Genomic DNA, 16,218 nt, shown 5'->3' with positions numbered 1-16,218 from the left:
GGAGGCAGTCCGTTTTTTATTCCTCTGTTTCCTTCTGTGGGACGAACACCACCGTGAAGTAGCGGCTCTCCGGTGGGATCTCCGCCGCGTGAGGCCAGACCCGCTCGTCTTCCATGCCGCAGTTGGACACCGCCATGGCCCGGCCCAGGCTCCCATGCCGCTCCAGGACCCGCTGGAGCTCTCCCATGTTCCGGCCGGCTTTCATGTAGATCTGGTTCGCATCCAGACCGGCGCAGTCCTCCACCGAGTGGCTGGCCGGGGCGATGAGGAGCCGCTCTTCCCCCTGACACAGACTCACGCCCAGCCGGGCCGCCGCCGCACAAAAGGAAGGCACACCGGGGACCAACTCCGTTTGGAACCCCCGTTCCAGCACTCTCTCGTGGATGTAGATATAGGTGGAGTATATGGTCGGGTCTCCCAGCGTCAGGAACACCACCGTCTTCCCCGCTTCCAGAAGGGTGCAGATCCGGTCCGCATTCTCCTGATAACTGACCTCCAGCTGTTCCTGATCCCGTACCATAGGCGTCGGACAGGACAGGAGTTCCTTTCCGTCCAGATAGTCCTGGACGATGGCACGGGCGGTCTGTCCGCCGCCGCCCCGGTCTGGCAAGGCCACCACATCTGCCTCCCGGATGATCCGTATCGCCTTCCGTGTCAGCAGTTCCGGATCTCCGGGTCCGACGCCCACACCGTACAACTTTCCTCGTTCCATCGTGTCTGCCCCCTCATTCCCGGCGTCCACCGGAGGCCATGTACAGCAGCGCATTGCAGATCGCGGCGGCGATATTGCTCCCGCCCTTTCGGCCACGCGCTGCGATATAGTCCACATCCATGCTCAGCAGGAGCTCTTTCGATTCTACCACGTTCACGAAGCCCACTGGTACGCCGATGACCAACTCCGGCCGGAGTTTCCCCTCGTCCATGAGCTGACAAGCCCGGATCAGGGCCGTGGGTGCATTGCCCAGCGCCAGGATCACAGGGCCCGTCAGGGCCGCAGCCCGTTCCATAGAGACCACGGCCCTGGTCTCGCCTCGTTCTCTCGCCTCCGCGGCCACGTCAGTATCGGACATGAAACAGACTGCCTCGCCACCAAAGCTGGACAAGACCCGCTTGTTGATGCCAGAGCGGGCCATCTGGGTATCTGTGACGATGGTACAGCCCGCCCGCAGAGCGGCGATCCCCTTGGAGACCGCCGCTGGTGAGAATATCAGGTTATCTGCATAGTCGAAGTCTGCGCTGGTATGGATGCATCGCTTGACGATCGGGAGCTGGTCCGGTGGGAACGTCCGGTCTCCCAGCTCCTGTGTGATGATCTCCATGCTCCTGACCTCGATGTCCGCCGGGGCCACCCGTTCCAGATGGAACTCTCTCATATCGTGTCCTCCCGATCCATGATCTGATAGATGCGCTCCATATCCAGTGCGCCCCGTACCGCGTCAGCCAGGATATCATACTGCCGCTCCTGATAGTCCGCCCAGTCCAGGACAGCAGACCGATCCTCCAGGCCCTTGGCCCGACGGAGACAGTTCACCAGAGCGGAGGCGCAGGTGCCCCGGTCGAAGATCCCATGGACATAGCTGCCCCATACGTTCCCGCAGATCATGCCGTCCTCCTTCTCGATACCGTCCAGGCTCCTCAGAGTCCCGCAAGACACTGCGCTGCTGCCGCCTGTGGGCGTCGTCTCTCCCATATGGATCTCATAGCCCCCAAAAGACACCCCGTCCATCCCGGCAAACAGGCCGTCGAGGCAATGGAACTGTCCCTCTACCCGGGTCCGGGTCTTCTCTCCCCGGAACACGGTGTGTCCGGGCAGGAGGCCCAGGCCAGCCAGCGTACCGCCGCCCTCCACGCCGTCCGGGTCAGAGATCGACTCGCCCAGCATCTGGTAGCCGCCGCAGATCCCCACCACAGCACCGCCGCGGTCCGCGTATTTCCGGATCGCGCTCTCCAGTCCGCATTGGCGGAGCCACCGCAGATCAGCCAGGGTGTTCTTGGTCCCAGGCAGGATGATGAGGTCCGGAGTCTTCAGCTCCCGGGGCGAGGATACATACCGGAGAGATACCTCCGGCAGACGCTCCAACGGGTTGAAATCAGTGAAGTTGGACAGCTTGGGCAGACGGATCACGGCGATGTCGATGAGTCCCACCGTTTCCCGCCGATCCAGACGGGATGAGAGAGAGTCCTCGTCATCCAGATCTACATCGATCATGGGCACGACGCCCACCGTCGGGATATGGGTCAGGTCCTCCAGCATGGAGAGGCCGGGCCGCAGGATCTCCGCATCTCCACGGAACTTGTTGATCACGAAGCCGCGGAGTAGGGACCGCTCTTCCGGGTCCAGAAGGGCCGCGGTCCCGTACAGGGAGGCGAACACACCGCCCCGGTCGATATCGCCGCACAGGAGGACCGGGGCATCTACCAGTTTGGCCAGTCCCATGTTCACGATGTCATCAGCCTTCAAATTGATCTCCGCGGGGCTCCCCGCCCCCTCGATGACGATGATGTCATGTTCTTCGGCCAAACTTCCATAGGCCTCCAGGATATCCGGGATGAGCTGTTTCTTATAGGCGAAGTACTCCCGGGCAGGCATATTCCCTCTGGGCACACCGTTGACGATGACCTGGGACCCCACGTCGCTCATGGGCTTGAGCAGGATCGGGTTCATCCGTACGGACGGCGGGATGCCCGCCGCTTCCGCCTGCATGACCTGAGCGCGGCCCATCTCCAAGCCTTCCTCCGTGATGAAGGAGTTCAGCGCCATGTTCTGGGACTTGAAGGGCGCCACGCTCCAGCCATCCTGACGGAAGATCCGGCAGAGAGCGGCACACAGGAAGCTCTTCCCCGCATTGGAGGTCGTCCCCTGTACCATGATACGTCTTGCCATCACGAAAACACCTCTTCTATCGCAGTCAAAAGCCGGTCGTTCTCCTCCGGGCGCCGGACAGCAGTCCGGTAGTAGTCAGGTCCCAGCCCATGATAGTTGGCACAGGAACGGATCAGGATGCCATGCTCCAGCAGACGCTCCTTCAGGTCTGTCCGACCGGGGACTCGAAAGAGCAGATAATTGGCAGCGCTTTCCCAGACGATCCCGCCCAAACTGCGGATCACGGCGGTCAGCCGGTCCCGCTCCGGGCGGACCAGCTCCATGGTCCGCTCCGGCCACTCCGGACAGCCGCAGGCCGCGATGCCCGCTGCCTGTGCTACGGCAGAGACGTTCCAGGGCTGTCCCGCCCGATAGAGCATGTCCGGCAAGGCAGGATCCGCCGTGAGGCAGTAGCCAAGCCGCAGACCGGGCATGGCATGGCTCTTGGTGAAGGCTCGCATGAGCACCAACTCCGGGAACTCTTCCAGCCAAGGAGCCAGCCCGGACCCAGATCGGTCAGACAGCCGCAGGAAGCACTCGTCGATCACCGGACGGATGGCCGCCGCCCGGCATCGGGTCAGGATCTCCCGCAGGAGGGGCTCCCCGATCAGCCGGCCGGTAGGATTGTTCGGGGTACAAAGGATGAGCAGATCCACCGGCGGCACCAAGTCTATCAGGATCGTACGGTCCACATCGAAGTCATTGGCCGGATCCAGCCGGTGCCGCCGGACCGTCCCACCTGCCCCCCGGACCGCGTCCTCATATTCCGAGAAGGCCGGAGCGGTGATCAGTGCCTGCTTGGGGCGCAGAGCCGCCGCCAGCCGGAACAGCACATCGGCGGCGCCGTTCCCACAACAGACCTGCTCCGGCAGAACACCGTCCAAGCGGCCGATCGCGGTCCGCAGATCCCGGCACAGGCTGTCCGGATAGTGGTCCGCCTCCGCCACGGCCGCCCGGGCGGCGTCTGCCACGGCAGGCGGCATCCCCAGCGGAGACTGATTGGCGGAAAAGTCCAGCACCGGCTGAGGCAGATGATAGATATCTCCGCCATGGGTATATGTCTGCATGGATAGCCTCCTTCGATCGAACAGGATGGGGCTGCTCTCCGGTCAAAATGGGAACAGGAGCGCCAAAAGTGGGATCCCGCAGAACAGGACCAGAGACAGGAATGCTGTCCCATACATGAGCCGGTCCGCCCGGACGATGTCCAGCGGCTCCACCGGATGGATCGGGTCGCCCAGAGTGGGTTTCTCCACCAGCTTCCCGAAGTAATAGCTGGGACCGGCCAGTTCTACCCGGAGCGCACCGGCACAGGCCGCCTCAGTGTGGGCGGAGTTGGGGGACTTGTGCCTGAGCCGGTCCCTCCGGAAGATCCTCAGAGCTTCTCGACCATCGAAGCCGGTGAGGACGGCGGCAAGACACATGACGGCTCCAGCCAGCCGGGCAGGGATGAAGTTCACCAGATCGTCCAGCCGGGCGGCGGCCCGGCCAAAATAGAGGTATCGGTCGTTCTTATAGCCCACCATGGAATCCATGGTATTCACCGCCTTATAAGCCACACCGGCCAGCGGACCCCCCAAGGCCATATAGAACAGCGGAGCGATGACGCCGTCGGAGGTGTTCTCCGCTACGGTCTCCACGGCCGCCTTAGCCACACCTGTCTCATCCAGCACATCGGTGTCCCGGCCCACGATCATGGAGACCGCCTTCCGGGCAGCGGGCAAATCCTCTGCCTTGAGCGCCTTATAGACCGCCATGCTCTCATCCCGCAGGGACTTGGCGGCCAGAAGCTGATAGCACAGCAGGACCTTCCCGGCGAATGCCAGTCCGGGATGAATGCGGCCACACAGGCTCAGGATCAGCCAGGCCATCCCAGTGGACAGGCCCGCCGTCAACACCACCAGCACACCGCCGGCCAGCAGTTCGCCCCACTTGGAACAGGGGAAGATGCGCCGGAGCGGCCCTTCCAGCAGACTGATCAGGCTCCCCATGGCCCGGACCGGATGTGGAGCCCAGTGGGGATCTCCCAACAAGAGGTCCAGACAGAAGCCCAGCAGGAGCGCGGTCAAATTTTGTGTATAAAACGTGTGTATCATGTCAGCGGCTGATAAGCCTCCACCTCGATCTCGTCAAAGGTCGCCATCTCCCGGTAGACCGAGAGGGCCATGTCCAGCAGGGGCATCACAGCCGCCGCACCGGTCCCCTCACCCAGACACATCCCGGCCCGGAGGAACGGGACGAGTCCCAGCTCGTCCAGCAGGCGCTGTCCAGCCGGCTCTGCCGAGACGTGGCTGGCCAGCAGATGATCTTTCGCCGCGGGGCAAAGCCGAACGGCGCAAAGAGCCGCCGCCGCAGAGATGAAGCCGTCCACCAGTACCGGCGTCCGGCAGACGGCGGCTCCCAGGAACACACCGGCCAAGCCAGCCAGATCCAGCCCTCCTACTTTGGAGAGCACATCGAGCGGGTCCTGCGGGTCCGGAGCGTTCACGGACAGTGCTGTCCGGATGGCGGCGACCTTCCGGACCAGACCTTCGCTAGAGAGCCCAGCCCCCCGGCCAGTGACCTCCTCCGGGTCCAGTCCCAGCAGGACCGCCGTGACTGCGGAGGCCGCCGTAGTGTTGCCGATACCCATCTCGCCGGTCCCCAGCAGGGACACGCCGGAGGTACACAGATCGACAGCAGTCCGGATCCCAGTCTCGATGGCCTCGATACAGACCGCCCGGTCCATAGCGGCCCCCTTAGTCATATCATGGGTCCCCCGCATCAGGTTCCTCTGGAGGATGCGCTCTCCCGTCACCGGCCTCGCTACTCCGATGTCCACCGGGACCAGATCCGCATGAGCCGTCCGAGCCATACAGCAGACACTGGTGTCCCCTTTCGACATATTCTCTGTGACGATGGCCGTGACCTCCTGCCCGGTCTGAGTCACGCCCTGAGCCACTACGCCGTGGTCGGCACACATGACTACGATCGCCCGATGACTCAGATCGATGTTCGGACTCCCGGTCATGCCGGCGATCCGGACCACAGCATCTTCCAACAGCCCAAGGCTGTGGAGCGGCTTCGCGATCGAATCCCAGCGGCTCTGGGCCAGTCGTTCCGCTCGGTGGTCGGCCGGGACGATCCGGCTGATCGTTCTTTCTAGGAGTTCCATAGCGATCCTCTCTCCTGTTCTTCTCATATAGTCCGATAGCGGGCGCAGGCGGTCACGAACCGCGCCGCTGCCTTGGGACAGCCGCAGAAATGGAAGTGTGGGAACCCGGCATACATGGTCGGTGTATGCCATGCACAGTCCCAGCCCCGGCCGCTCAACGGCTTCTGAGCGTGGAACGCAGTCCCAGGGGCACTGCTCTCCCAGTAATGGAATTCATGGGCAGTGAGCGTCTCCCCCGTCTCACAGAGGAGGCCGGAGAGACGGGCCGTCAGCTCCATATAGCCGAACCGGCCTAGTTTTCCGCTATCCCAGGCCCGAGCCGGGATGGCCCCCGCCATAGGCTGGTCCATCCCTTCTCCGTCGGTCAGGATCTCATGGAGATAGAGGAACCCTCCGCACTCCGCCACGGTGGGCATCCCACTCTGGAGAGCCGACCGGATCGTCCGGCGCATGGAGATATTTTGGGTCAATGCCGCCCCGTGGAGCTCCGGATAGCCGCCGCCCAGATAGAGTCCGGAGCACTGCTCCGGCAGAGCCTCGTCCCGCATGGGAGAAAAAAAGGCCAGCTCGGCCCCCAGTTCTTCCAGAAACCGCAGAGCGTCAGCATAGTAGAAGCAGAACGCCTCGTCCCGGGCCACGCCGATCACCGGTCGTCTCTTCTCTGTATCGGCCGCGATCTGTGGAGCGGCCTCTTCTGTCAGCGGCTCCGCCGACCAGGCCAGACGGAGTAGACCGTCCAGATCCAGGCTCCGCTCCGCCTGCTCTGCCAGTGCAGACAGCTTCTCCCGGAGCGTGGGGATCTCCTCCGCTGTCACCAGTCCCAGATGACGGCTCTCCAGACTGCACTGAGGCATGGATGGGAGATAGCCGTAGACCGTAAGTCCCGTCTCCGCCTCGATGCACGCCTTGAGCCTGGGATAGAGCATGGCAGACACCCGACCCAAGATCACGCCCCGAAGCATATGCTCCGGCTCCAGTGCCTGGAAGCCCTTCACCAGCGCGGCAAGAGACCGGGCCGCTCCTCTGCCGTCGACCACCAGGACCGCTGGAGTCCTAGTGCGGCAGGCCAGATCCCAGGCGCTGGCCTGACTGGATAGAGCGATCCCGTCATAGTATCCCATGGCCCCCTCCAAGATGGCTACATCCTGCTCGGAGCTGTTCTCCAGCAGAGAGCGCCGCACTGCTGCCTCTCCCATGAGAAAAAGATCCAGGTTCCGGGATGGGACCCCGATAGCGGCCGTGTGGAACATAGGGTCGATATAGTCCGGCCCGGATTTGAAGGCCACCGGCCGCATCCCCCGGCGGACCAGTGCCTGGAGGACCGCACAGGCCACAGTCGTCTTGCCGCTGCCGCTGGCGGGGGCGGTGAACAGCAGGCGGGGCACGCTCCGGCTCATGGGGCCGTCTCCATGCCGGTCCCGCTGATGATCCAGACCGGGTTCTGAGCGTCCATCATATGGTATCTCCCTGCCGAACGGGTGCGGGTGATAGAAGCCTGTACGATGTCTACGTCCCGGAAGCCCAGCCGGCCAAAGGCGGTCACCGCTTCCTGGAGAGTCTCCAGCGTCACGGCCGTCACTGCGATCCGGACGGATGGGGTACGGCTCCGCGCCAACTGGAGGATCGGCTCCAGCGCACCGCCGCTCCCTCCTATGAACACCCGGTCCGGGGCGGCCAAGCCCTCCAAAGCCTCCGGTGCTGTCCCATGGACCGGGACCACATTGGCAGCCCCCAGAGCCGCGGCATTGGCGCCGATCAGCTCCAGCGCCTCCGGATCCCGCTCTACCGCATAGACCACGCCGGCCGGAGCTGAGAGGGCACATTCCACCGAGACCGATCCGGTCCCGGCGCCTACGTCCCAGATCACACTGTCCCGGGCAGGCCGGAGCTTGGAGAGGACCAGAGAACGGATCTCCTCTTTCGTCATGGGGACCTGTCCCCGCTGGAACTCCCCATCCGGATATCCGGGCACCGTCATAGGCCGCTCCACCGGAGCCGGATTCTCCGCCAGCAAGACCGCCAAGTCAGAAAAAGCCTCCCCGGCCAGCGCCTCTGCCGTGCCGTGGACGATCCGCTCCTCTGGGTAGGACAGACGCTCGCCCACCCAGAGCTCCACGTCCTTCATCCCCCGTTCACAAAGCTGGACACAGATGTCCGCCGCGCTGGTCTGCCCGCCGGTGAGGAGGAAGGTCCGCCGATGGGATTGGATCTCCCCTACCGCGTTGTGTGCCCGGCCATGGGCGCTGACCAGGAACACGTCCTGCCATGCCGTGCCGATCTTCGCGCAGAAATAGGACAGCGAGGAGATCCCTGGGATGGTCCGCACCTCATGCTCCCCCAGAAGAGGCCGCAGACCCTTGGCCCCGCTGTAGAACCCGGTGTCGCCGGAGAGGAGCACGGCCACCGGTCCCTCTGCCTCCCGACCGATGGCGGCGGCGATCTCGGCCGGACGGATCAGTGCGGCGGTCCGTTTCGTATCGGACCAGGGCTCCAGCAGACGAGGCGCGCCCACGAGGATCTGGCTCTCTTCGATGGCCCGCATGGCCTCCATTGTCAGGGTATCCAGTCCCCCCATGCCCACGCCGATCAGATAGACTTTCATAGCATCCCACGCTCCCACTTCGACTCGATCTCTTCCAGCGTATCACCGGTCTCCCGGAGGGGCCGGTCGATGACGATGACCTGACAGCCCGTCTCCCGGGCGGCGGCCAGCTTCTCCCAAAAACCGCCGGCACCGCCGCTAGCCTTCGTCACCACAGTCCTGATCTGGAACTGCCGGATCAGGGCACAGTCCAGCTCTTGGCTGAAGGGCCCCTGCATGGCGATGATATGGGCCGGCGGGAACCTTAAGGACAGGCAGGCCTCCAGAGAAGCACGGCTGGGCAGGACCCTAGGGAAGCACCGTTCCCGCAAGTCATCTGCCGCAAAGGGCATCAGCTCCTTGCTCCCGGTGGTCAGGAGCACGTTCCCGGACAGGCCCCGGAGCAATTCCGCAGCCCGGGCCACGCTGTCCGCATGGAGCCAGTCTCCCTCCGGCGGCTCCTCCCGGATCAGACGATGGCAGGTCAGACCCAGCCGCTCACAGCAGACGCGGATATTGGTCGTCACCTGCGCGGCATACGGGTGGGTGGCATCGATGATGCACCGGAACGGACGGGAGGCCATCATCGCCTCCATGGCCGCCTCATCCAGCCGGCCTGTGTGGACCGTCAGGCCCGGACATCCCGCCGGCAGGAGCGATGCTCCGTAGTCGGTGGCCACACATACGGTCACTGGACAGCCCCGGTCCGAGAGCCATTCCGCCAGCTCCCTCCCCTCTGTGGTGCCGCCGAACAGCAGGATATCCTCCATGTCACTGCCCCCGCTGGAGATAGCCCCGGGGCGTGACCATCTTCCCGCCGATCAGCACCGTCTGAGGACTGCCCACGAACACGGTAGTGAACATATCCACCGCGGCATCGCCCAGCTCCGCCAGCGTACAGGTATGGGCCTCTTCCCCATCCCGGCCGATGTTGCGGACATATCCGCACACCGTCTCCGAGGCCCGCTCCCGCAGAAGGATCTCACAGGCCCGCCGGAGATAGTCTGGGCGGCTCCGGCTGGCTGGATTATAGAGGGCCAGTACGAACCCGGCCCGGGCCGCCATAGTGAGCCGGAGCTCGATGGTCTCCCATGGAGTCATCAGGTCCGAAAGGGAGATCACGGCGAAATCGTGAGTCAGAGGCGCGCCCAGCACCGCCGCGCCGCCGCAGGCGGCGGTGATCCCCGGCACCACATGGATCTCCACCGGCGGATAGTCCAGAGAGACCTCGTAGACCAGCGACGCCATCCCATAGACCCCAGAGTCTCCGGAACAGACCAGCGCCACTTCCCGTCCCCGGAGCGCTTCCTCTACCGCCATACGGCACCGGTCCACCTCTTTCCGCATCCCGGTCGAACGGCGCTCTTTCCCGGGAAACATCCCATCCAGCAGGGACAGATATGCCGTATATCCCACGATCAGGTCACAGTCCTCCAATGCGGCACGGGCCCGGCCCGTCATATCCAGACCGCCGCCCGGTCCCAGTCCGATCACTGTCACGCCCATGGTGTCTCCTCCTCGAATGAGATCGTCCAGGGACGGCGGGCCACCGCCACGGTGACTCCCTCCCCGGCCTGTTTGGGGACGATCAGGTCGCCGCCCGTCCGGACAGCGGCCCGTTCGCATACATTATCTACGCCGGTCACGCCTTTCACGAAGGCCGATGGAGTGAACCGCCCCTCTACCGCGGCCAGCTCTTCCGCAGACCAGACTGTCAGCGGGAGGTCCCACATCCGGCAAAACGCCAAAAGTCCCGGCTCATCCTTTTTTAGATCGATCGTCCCGACTTGGGCGACCCCATGCCGGGAGAGATGGTGTTCCGTCAGGACCTGCTCCACCCGCCGCCGGATCGTCTCCGCCGGAGTCCCTCTGCGGCACCCGATGCCGATCCTGAGCACGGGCGGGATCAGCCGAAGCGTCGTCGGGAACGGCGCCGCCTCTGGGTCCAATGTTACTGCGATGCCCACCTCTGCCGGTCCGTACCGCACTCCATCCGGCAAATTTCCATGTATAGGGCATATACTTGTCAGTCCTACTCTCGCACCAGACAAGAGCGTTGCGGAGACCTGTTTTGCCTCAGTTCTTCCGTCAAACCATAATCCTTTACAGTTAGACCAGCGGTCGACCGCGAAGCGTCCCTCTACATCCGTGGCAGTGGAGACCGCGGCGATGCCGCCTGTATGCCGGGCCACCCGTTCCGCCAGTGCGTTAGCGCCGCCCACATGGCCGGATAGGAGCGGTACGGCCCAGTGTCCGGCCTCATCTACACTGACCACAGCCGGGTCCTGGAACTTGTCCCGTACATAGGGGGCGATGGCCCGTACCGCGATCCCGCAGGCCCCCACGAAAAGGAGCCCATCGCAGTCTCGAAATCGTTCCCCGGTCCAGCTGGCCAAGCTTTCATAGTCGTGCCAATCGCTGTAAAGCATCTTTGCTATACGGTTTGGAGCCGCACGAACGACGAGGTCTCCCTCTCTAGTCAGGGCCTCTGCCAGTCGGTCTGCCAGAGCGCACCCCTGTTTCGTGAAGGCGGTCAGGGCCAGCCTCATGGCTCGCTCCCCTTGCGGCATCCGTGTGTGAAAGCGGGGTCATAGAGCTTGGAGCGGTCATAGTCCGTTCCAAGGAAGCCGCCTACCGTGATGAGGGCCGTCTTGGTGATATGTTCTCGCCGGGCGGTCTCTGCCAGCGTAGACACCGTACAGCGGAACACCTTTTCCTCTGGCCAGGTGGCCTTATAGACGATGGCCGCCGGAGTCTCCGGGGCATAGCCGCCGGTCATCAGCTCCCGCTCCACCTGATCCAGCAGACCGGTAGAGAGGAACAGTACCATCGTACAGCCATGGGAGGCCAGCTTGCGCAATCCCTCTCCCTCTGGCACCGGTGTGCGCCCCGCCATACGGGTGATGATCACGCTCTGGGACACGTCCGGGAGGGTATACTCCGCCCGGAGGGCCGCCGCCGCTCCGGAGAAGGAGGAGACACCGGGCGTCACATCATAGGGGATGCCCTTTGCATCCAGCGCGTCCATCTGCTCCCGGATCGCGCCATAGAGAGATGGGTCACCGGTGTGGAGCCGGACGGTATCCTTTCCCTCTGCCTCCGCTGTCTCCATGACGCCCAGGACCTCTTCCAGCGTCATCGAGGCGCTGTCATAGACCTGACATCCGTCTTTTCGGCGGTCCAGCAGAGCTGGGTTCACCAAACTCCCGGCGTAGATGATGACGTCTGTCTCCCCCAGGAGCTTCGCGCCCCGCAGTGTGATCAGGTCGGGGGCTCCCGGCCCCGCACCGATGAAATGGATCATGTCCCTTCTCCTTCCGTTCCTGTTCTGCGCCGATGACGCTCCAGCAGAGCGGCGGCGCCCGGAGTCTGGCCTAACAGGCCGAACCGCTCTGAGAACACCACCGCCTGGATATCCAAGGTCTCCCCAGCCCGGTGCCGGAGATTTTCATAGAGGGCCGTCGTCAGAGAGGTCATCGTCGGCTCCAGCAGCCCAGCGGGTCCCAGCAGCTCCAGCGCGCCGTCCGTCGTGGCGGCCTCGAACACGCCCCGCAGGAGCGGAAGGTCCGCTCCACATAGCGCCGCATGGGCTGTCAAGGTCTCTCGCCTGCCATCTGTCATCTTGGAATGGGTGTTCATGGCCCCCGCCGCCACCTTCACCAGTTTGCCCAAATGGCCCACCAGCAGGAAACTCTGGAAGCCCAGCCCCACCGCATGATCGATGGCTGCTCCCAGATAGTTGCTGCATGCGATGGAGCCGCTCACGTCCAGCCACAGCTGATCCCAGGCATAGTCCTCACCGTAGTTCCCCGGCGTCACCAACAGGTCCGTCGTTCCGGCGGCCTTGGCCATATCCAGTGACAGGAGGATGGAATCGATCAGCGCCGTCTCGCTCATGGGCCGGACGATGCCGCTGGTCCCCAGGATTGAGATGCCGCCTTGGATCCCGAGTCGGGGATTGAACGTCCCTTTCGCCAGCCGTGCGCCCTCCGGCACGGAGACGACCGCCTTCAATCCCCCATCCATTCTGGCGCTCTTTCGGGCTACTCCCAACTGTTCCAGGATCATCCGGCGGGGCGTCGAGTTGATCGCCGCCGCACCAGGCGGCTGGTCCAGTCCGGGGCGGGTCACACGGCCCACGCCTTCCCCGCCGTCTATGATGATATCAGTACCTGTAATGTGAGATACCTTCACATATATCCTCGTGCCATCCGTTACGTCCGGGTCGTCCCCGCCGTCCTTCTGTACCGCACACATGGCCCACCCGGGGCCGGAGGACCAGTCCACAAGCTCTGCCGTCACCGGGATCCCGGCCGGCGTGTCGATCTGGACCGCCGCAGGCCGCTGTCCAGTGAGGAGCGCCTCAGCGGCACCCCGGGCGGCGGCAGCGGCACAGGTGCCGGTCGTATACCCACAGCGCAGGCGGCCCCGCCCCACAGGGATATAGTGCTCCAACTTCGCCAATCCTTCTCCCTCCTTTTGGACATAGATAGGAACGGCCCGCCCCTCATCTGGGCAGGCCGTGTTTTCCGTATAGGAGAACGACGGCGCTCTCCACCTCAGAGCGACGTTCGATCCATCCAAGGGGCAGGTGTTCTGGCTCACGCTTCCTCCTCCGGCATCCCTTCTCGGCACAGGCCAATGGATACTGACGCCTTCGTCCACGTTCACAGCAGAGGTAAGACTGCGCCGGAACCTCCCCGGCTTCCCTTTTTTGCGGCAGACGCCGCGCCCCTGGACCTTATTCGATGTTCCTTATTATACCGATCATCGGGGCGTCTGTAAAGAAAAAGGCGGGACCGGACAGTATATCCGGTCCCGCCTCCGTTTGGATCACGTCTTAGCATCACTGGGGCTTACCGAGAGCCGCACCTCCGCCGTGAAGAGGTCCGCATCCGTTCGGACCTGGAGCTGTCCGCCGCAAGCCTCCGTGAAGCTCTTGGCGATCGCCAGGCCAAGGCCGCTCCCCCCGTCCGTCCGGCTCTCGTCTCCCCGGACGAACCGGGCAGTGAAGTCCTTGTCCCGCGGGAGTTCCTCTTTGGAGATGTTTTGGACCAGCACCCTGGCCGTGTCCCCCTCTACCTCTAGTGTGAGATAGACCCGGGAATCCTCCAGTGCGTAGCGCAGGACGTTCTGGATCAGATTCTGGAACACCCGGTAGAGCCGGTCTCCATCGCCCCGCACCGGCACCGGATCCACCGGGATGGTCGTCTTGAAACGGAGCCCGCTGGCATCGATGGCCTCCTGCTGGTCGGCCAGCGTCTGCCGCAGGAGCTTGCCAAGATCCAGTTCCTCCCAGTGGAGCTCCAGATCGCCGGAGGCGGCCTTGCTGACCTCGAACACCTCCTGCACCATCGTCTTGAGCCGCTGAGCCTTGGCGTTCAGGATGGTCACATAGTCCCGCACATGGTCGGGCAGATCCTCTTCCCGGGCCAGCAGGTCCGCATAGCTGAGGATAGAGGTCAATGGTGTCTTGAGGTCGTGGGAGACATTGGCCACCAGTTCGATCTTCATCCGCTCGCTTCGGGTCCGTTCCTCCACGGCCGTCTGGATCCCGTCCTGGACCCGGCTCAGTCCGGCAGCCATACCCCGCAGGTCGCTGTCGGCCAGAGCGGTCCAGTCCGCGTCATAATGGCCGGCCGCCATAGCCTCCACTCCGCTCTGGAGCTTCCCCAGATTGGCGGCCAGAGCTTTTTGCTCCCGCCAGGCGGCGAAGAGCCGTACCAGCAGGAAGATACCGAGGATGCCGATCGAGATCGGCACCAAGGTCAGGATGATGATGCCGCGATAGCCGATCCAGAACAGCAGGAAGAGGTCGCATACCGCCGCACCGGCGGCCAAGATCAGCCCTCCGGCCAGATCCAGCGCCCCACGCTTCAACAGCTTCTTCTGGAGTGGGAGCTCCTGCCGTTCCAGCCAGCGCACGAAGCTGTTGGCCCAGAGGTCTTCCTTGTCCTCACGCAGGTCCAGCACACACAGAGCAAAGATAGCGGCCGCGGCCACCGTGATGACGGTACTTCCTAAGTACCGCCAGCCGCAGACCGCCAGCCACGCTCCAGAGGCTAAGAGCGCCGTTAGCTTCCACTCCAGCCACAGACCACGGATCCATCTGCGCAGACCTCGGATAGCCTCTAGGAGCGCACTCCGTCCCTTCCAGGCCAGCAGGAGCAGGAGGACCGCTCCGACCGATACCGCCGCGATGGACTGATAGTTCTTTCTGACCTGATCATGGATCTGGTACTCGATCTGGCCCAGGGTACTGTCTCTGCGGATCGTTCCGGCCGGCACGGCCAGAAAGACCTCCACGCCATCCACGTCGCTCCGACGGATCGCGCCATCCTCTTCCGGCATCGGCGTCTCACTGCTCGTATTCGAGGTGTATACCCAGTCGCCATCCTCTGTCACTGTCGTTTCTTCGTATCCGCTGGTATAGATCGAATCCCTCAAAAAGGTCCAGGTGTCCACATCCCGGTAGCCAGGCAGATACCACTCGTCACCATCGGTGCCCCAATAATAGGCCGTCCGATAGAGATCGACCTCCGCCTCGTGCTTCCAGAGCCGGACCTTGCCGTCCGCATAGTGGAGCCGGAACTGATACCCGTCTCCTGCGCCCTTCTCGATGTCGCTCTGGATCTGTTCATCGTTCTGAGTCACCACGCCGCCATCCTTGGTGACGCAGTAGACGAAGCCCCGAAGCTGATAGTCGCCGGAGGCCGGGACATCTCCACCCGCCCCGGCCCAGAGCAGCTGCTGGAGCACGTCTGAGACCGTATCGCGGAAACGATAGTCATCCTGATAGTCTCCCGCTTTCAGCGTGAACTCATCGCACTTTATCGCCCACGCGATATCCTTGGCTCCTCCGCACAACAGGACGCTCCCTGCCATCAGAGCGGCGGCCGCCAGGATCGGTCCCCTATTTTTTCTCCATCTTGTATCCAATGCCCCACACCACCTTCACATATTCCGGCTCCTTCGGCTCCAGCTCGATCTTCTCCCGGATGTGGCGGATATGGACCATGACCGTATTTTCCGGCGCATAGACCGTATCCTCGTTCCACACCCGGCGGTAGATCTCCTCTGCCGGGAACACCCGGCCCAGGTTCCGCATGAAGAGATCCACGATCTTCAGCTCCGTGGCCGTGAGCCGCACCGGCTCTCCGTCCGCCAAAAGCTGCATCTCCTCGGGCCGGTAGGTCAGACGCCCGTTCACGATGGTACCGGTCTGGCCCGCCGCCCCCGCACCGCCCAGTTGGGTGTAGCGTCGGAGCTGGCTCTTCACCCGGGCCAGGAGCTCCTGTGGGTCGTAGGGCTTGGCGATGTAGTCGTCCGCGCCCATGGACAGGCCCAGGATCTTGTCACTGGCCTCGCTCTTGGCAGACAGCACGATCACCGGCAGGTTCCGGCGCTCCCGGATCTTCATCAGTGCGGACAGGCCGTCCAGCTTGGGCATCATCACGTCCAGCAGGATCAGCTGGACCGACTGTTCCGCCGCCAGCTCCAGCGCGTCCAGCCCGTTGAAGGCTCGAAGGGTCCGATAGCCCTCCTTCTCCAGCAGGATCGAGATGGCATTGACGATCTCACGGTCATCATCCACCACCAGTACGCATTCGTTCATCCCGT

The 16,218-nt window shown here is 63.7% G+C and carries 15 protein-coding genes and 1 riboswitch; all 15 genes read right to left on the bottom strand.

The features are described from left to right. Positions 1-16 precede the first annotated feature (16 nt). On the bottom strand, positions 17-712 hold the full coding sequence (gene cobI / locus KQI12_RS03845; RefSeq protein WP_216570720.1) for a precorrin-2 C(20)-methyltransferase: 696 nt from the start codon (positions 710-712) through the stop codon (positions 17-19). A 13-nt stretch (positions 713-725) separates the two neighbouring features. Then, positions 726-1,373, bottom strand: coding sequence for a precorrin-8X methylmutase (locus KQI12_RS03840; protein ID WP_216570719.1), 648 nt, complete (start codon positions 1,371-1,373; stop codon positions 726-728). After that, positions 1,370-2,884, bottom strand: a complete 1,515-nt coding sequence (locus tag KQI12_RS03835) for a cobyric acid synthase (RefSeq protein WP_216570718.1) — start codon at positions 2,882-2,884, stop codon at positions 1,370-1,372. The genes KQI12_RS03840 and KQI12_RS03835 overlap by 4 nt, the downstream gene beginning before the upstream one ends. Beyond that, a complete protein-coding gene (locus KQI12_RS03830) occupies positions 2,884-3,930 on the bottom strand; it encodes a histidinol-phosphate transaminase (protein ID WP_216570717.1) in 1,047 nt (348 codons plus the stop codon). The genes KQI12_RS03835 and KQI12_RS03830 overlap by 1 nt, the downstream gene beginning before the upstream one ends. A 42-nt stretch (positions 3,931-3,972) precedes the next feature. Further along, positions 3,973-4,959 (bottom strand): adenosylcobinamide-phosphate synthase CbiB, encoded by a 987-nt coding sequence (cbiB, locus tag KQI12_RS03825; RefSeq protein ID WP_216570716.1) that lies wholly within the window; start codon positions 4,957-4,959, stop codon positions 3,973-3,975. After that, positions 4,956-6,017: a nicotinate-nucleotide--dimethylbenzimidazole phosphoribosyltransferase gene (gene cobT / locus KQI12_RS03820; protein WP_216570714.1), complete on the bottom strand. Its 1,062-nt coding sequence runs from the start codon at positions 6,015-6,017 to the stop codon at positions 4,956-4,958. The genes cbiB and cobT overlap by 4 nt, the downstream gene beginning before the upstream one ends. 23 nt (positions 6,018-6,040) lie before the next feature. Continuing rightward, on the bottom strand, positions 6,041-7,414 hold the full coding sequence (locus KQI12_RS03815) for a cobyrinate a,c-diamide synthase (RefSeq protein WP_216570712.1): 1,374 nt from the start codon (positions 7,412-7,414) through the stop codon (positions 6,041-6,043). Next, entirely contained in the window at positions 7,411-8,619 is a 1,209-nt protein-coding gene (gene cbiE / locus KQI12_RS03810; protein ID WP_216570711.1) for a precorrin-6y C5,15-methyltransferase (decarboxylating) subunit CbiE, read from the bottom strand. The genes KQI12_RS03815 and cbiE overlap by 4 nt, the downstream gene beginning before the upstream one ends. Continuing rightward, a complete protein-coding gene (cobK, locus tag KQI12_RS03805) occupies positions 8,616-9,368 on the bottom strand; it encodes a precorrin-6A reductase (RefSeq protein ID WP_216570709.1) in 753 nt (250 codons plus the stop codon). The genes cbiE and cobK overlap by 4 nt, the downstream gene beginning before the upstream one ends. A 1-nt stretch (position 9,369) precedes the next feature. After that, complete coding sequence (cobJ, locus tag KQI12_RS03800) at positions 9,370-10,104, bottom strand: precorrin-3B C(17)-methyltransferase (protein WP_216570707.1); 735 nt, start codon at positions 10,102-10,104, stop codon at positions 9,370-9,372. Continuing rightward, positions 10,095-11,147 carry a cobalt-precorrin 5A hydrolase gene (locus KQI12_RS03795; protein ID WP_216570704.1) on the bottom strand — a complete coding sequence of 351 codons (1,053 nt, stop codon included), beginning with the start codon at positions 11,145-11,147 and terminating at the stop codon, positions 10,095-10,097. The genes cobJ and KQI12_RS03795 overlap by 10 nt, the downstream gene beginning before the upstream one ends. After that, a complete protein-coding gene (gene cobM, locus KQI12_RS03790; protein ID WP_216570702.1) occupies positions 11,144-11,902 on the bottom strand; it encodes a precorrin-4 C(11)-methyltransferase in 759 nt (252 codons plus the stop codon). The genes KQI12_RS03795 and cobM overlap by 4 nt, the downstream gene beginning before the upstream one ends. Further along, entirely contained in the window at positions 11,899-13,062 is a 1,164-nt protein-coding gene (gene cbiD / locus KQI12_RS03785) for a cobalt-precorrin-5B (C(1))-methyltransferase CbiD (RefSeq protein ID WP_216570700.1), read from the bottom strand. The genes cobM and cbiD overlap by 4 nt, the downstream gene beginning before the upstream one ends. 104 nt (positions 13,063-13,166) lie before the next feature. Next, a riboswitch (cobalamin riboswitch) is annotated at positions 13,167-13,349 on the bottom strand. Positions 13,350-13,431: 82 nt separating this feature from the next. Then, positions 13,432-15,483: a HAMP domain-containing sensor histidine kinase gene (locus KQI12_RS03780; RefSeq protein ID WP_216570698.1), complete on the bottom strand. Its 2,052-nt coding sequence runs from the start codon at positions 15,481-15,483 to the stop codon at positions 13,432-13,434. Positions 15,484-15,511: 28 nt separating this feature from the next. Further along, entirely contained in the window at positions 15,512-16,213 is a 702-nt protein-coding gene (locus tag KQI12_RS03775) for a response regulator transcription factor (protein WP_216570696.1), read from the bottom strand. Between the last annotated feature and the right edge of the window lie 5 nt (positions 16,214-16,218).

It is taken from the genome of Pseudoflavonifractor sp. MSJ-37, assembly GCF_018917965.1.
GTDB lineage: Bacteria > Bacillota > Clostridia > Oscillospirales > Oscillospiraceae > Pseudoflavonifractor_A.
Note: the sequence above shows the minus strand (reverse complement) of the source record. Positions and strands in the feature narration are given on the sequence as shown.

Excerpts from the sequence above, each read along its gene's own strand:
- cobM (WP_216570702.1), bottom strand. The coding sequence starts at position 11,902 with ATGATCCATTTCATCGGTGCGGGGCCGGGAGCCCCCGACCTGATCACA.
- KQI12_RS03795 (WP_216570704.1), bottom strand. The coding sequence starts at position 11,147 with ATGAGGCTGGCCCTGACCGCCTTCACGAAACAGGGGTGCGCTCTGGCA.
- cobK (WP_216570709.1), bottom strand. The coding sequence starts at position 9,368 with ATGGAGGATATCCTGCTGTTCGGCGGCACCACAGAGGGGAGGGAGCTG.
- cobT (WP_216570714.1), bottom strand. The coding sequence starts at position 6,017 with ATGGAACTCCTAGAAAGAACGATCAGCCGGATCGTCCCGGCCGACCAC.
- cbiE (WP_216570711.1), bottom strand. The coding sequence starts at position 8,619 with ATGAAAGTCTATCTGATCGGCGTGGGCATGGGGGGACTGGATACCCTG.
- cobI (WP_216570720.1), bottom strand. The coding sequence starts at position 712 with ATGGAACGAGGAAAGTTGTACGGTGTGGGCGTCGGACCCGGAGATCCG.
- KQI12_RS03830 (WP_216570717.1), bottom strand. The coding sequence starts at position 3,930 with ATGCAGACATATACCCATGGCGGAGATATCTATCATCTGCCTCAGCCG.
- KQI12_RS03775 (WP_216570696.1), bottom strand. The coding sequence starts at position 16,213 with ATGAACGAATGCGTACTGGTGGTGGATGATGACCGTGAGATCGTCAAT.
- KQI12_RS03835 (WP_216570718.1), bottom strand. The coding sequence starts at position 2,884 with ATGGCAAGACGTATCATGGTACAGGGGACGACCTCCAATGCGGGGAAG.
- KQI12_RS03815 (WP_216570712.1), bottom strand. The coding sequence starts at position 7,414 with ATGAGCCGGAGCGTGCCCCGCCTGCTGTTCACCGCCCCCGCCAGCGGC.
- KQI12_RS03780 (WP_216570698.1), bottom strand. The coding sequence starts at position 15,483 with ATGGCAGGGAGCGTCCTGTTGTGCGGAGGAGCCAAGGATATCGCGTGG.
- cobJ (WP_216570707.1), bottom strand. The coding sequence starts at position 10,104 with ATGGGCGTGACAGTGATCGGACTGGGACCGGGCGGCGGTCTGGATATG.
- cbiB (WP_216570716.1), bottom strand. The coding sequence starts at position 4,959 with ATGATACACACGTTTTATACACAAAATTTGACCGCGCTCCTGCTGGGC.
- KQI12_RS03840 (WP_216570719.1), bottom strand. The coding sequence starts at position 1,373 with ATGAGAGAGTTCCATCTGGAACGGGTGGCCCCGGCGGACATCGAGGTC.